The following is a 517-nucleotide window of genomic DNA, read 5'->3' as shown; positions in this document are numbered from 1 at the left end:
GGGAGATACCTTATCCATCCGAAACGGATTCTTTCATGTGGAAGGCGTACAAACACCTCTCGGCAACATGGATTCACAAAAAGGAATAGCAGCGACTGAAAAATTTCAAGACGGTATATTCCGGAGTTTCCCATTCGACAGTATCATAGGCTGGAACATCAAGGATTTCGGACCGCTCTATATACCGGCAAAAGGTGATTCCGTTACTTTAGATCATACAAACTTCCGGTTATATAAAAAACTGATCGAATGGGAACAACAAGGTAATCTTCAATACAAGAATTCTACGGTTCTTCTTAACGGGACTCCGATTAATGGTTACCGTTTCCGGAAAAACTACTATTTTATGGCAGGCGACAAAGGCATGAACTCACAGGATTCACGTTATTGGGGATTACTGCCCGAAGAATATATTGTTGGAAAAGCCTGGATCATCTGGAAATCGGTAGATCCGGATACAAACCAATTCAGGTGGGAACGTTTTTTAAAAGTCATTCATTAAATCTAAGGCCATGAA

At 41.0% G+C, this 517-nt stretch carries 1 protein-coding gene; it reads left to right on the top strand.

Annotation, left to right across the window (positions count from 1 at the left end; translation table 11 throughout):
- On the top strand, positions 1 to 502 hold a 502-nt coding region (locus tag DWW23_RS26355; protein ID WP_199664190.1), incomplete at its 5' end, for a S26 family signal peptidase.
- Positions 503 to 517 lie beyond the last annotated feature (15 nt).

The organism is Parabacteroides sp. AF14-59 (genome assembly GCF_003479515.1).
In the GTDB taxonomy this organism is placed as follows: domain Bacteria; phylum Bacteroidota; class Bacteroidia; order Bacteroidales; family Tannerellaceae; genus Parabacteroides; species Parabacteroides faecis.
This window is presented reverse-complemented; position numbering and strand designations above follow the sequence as displayed.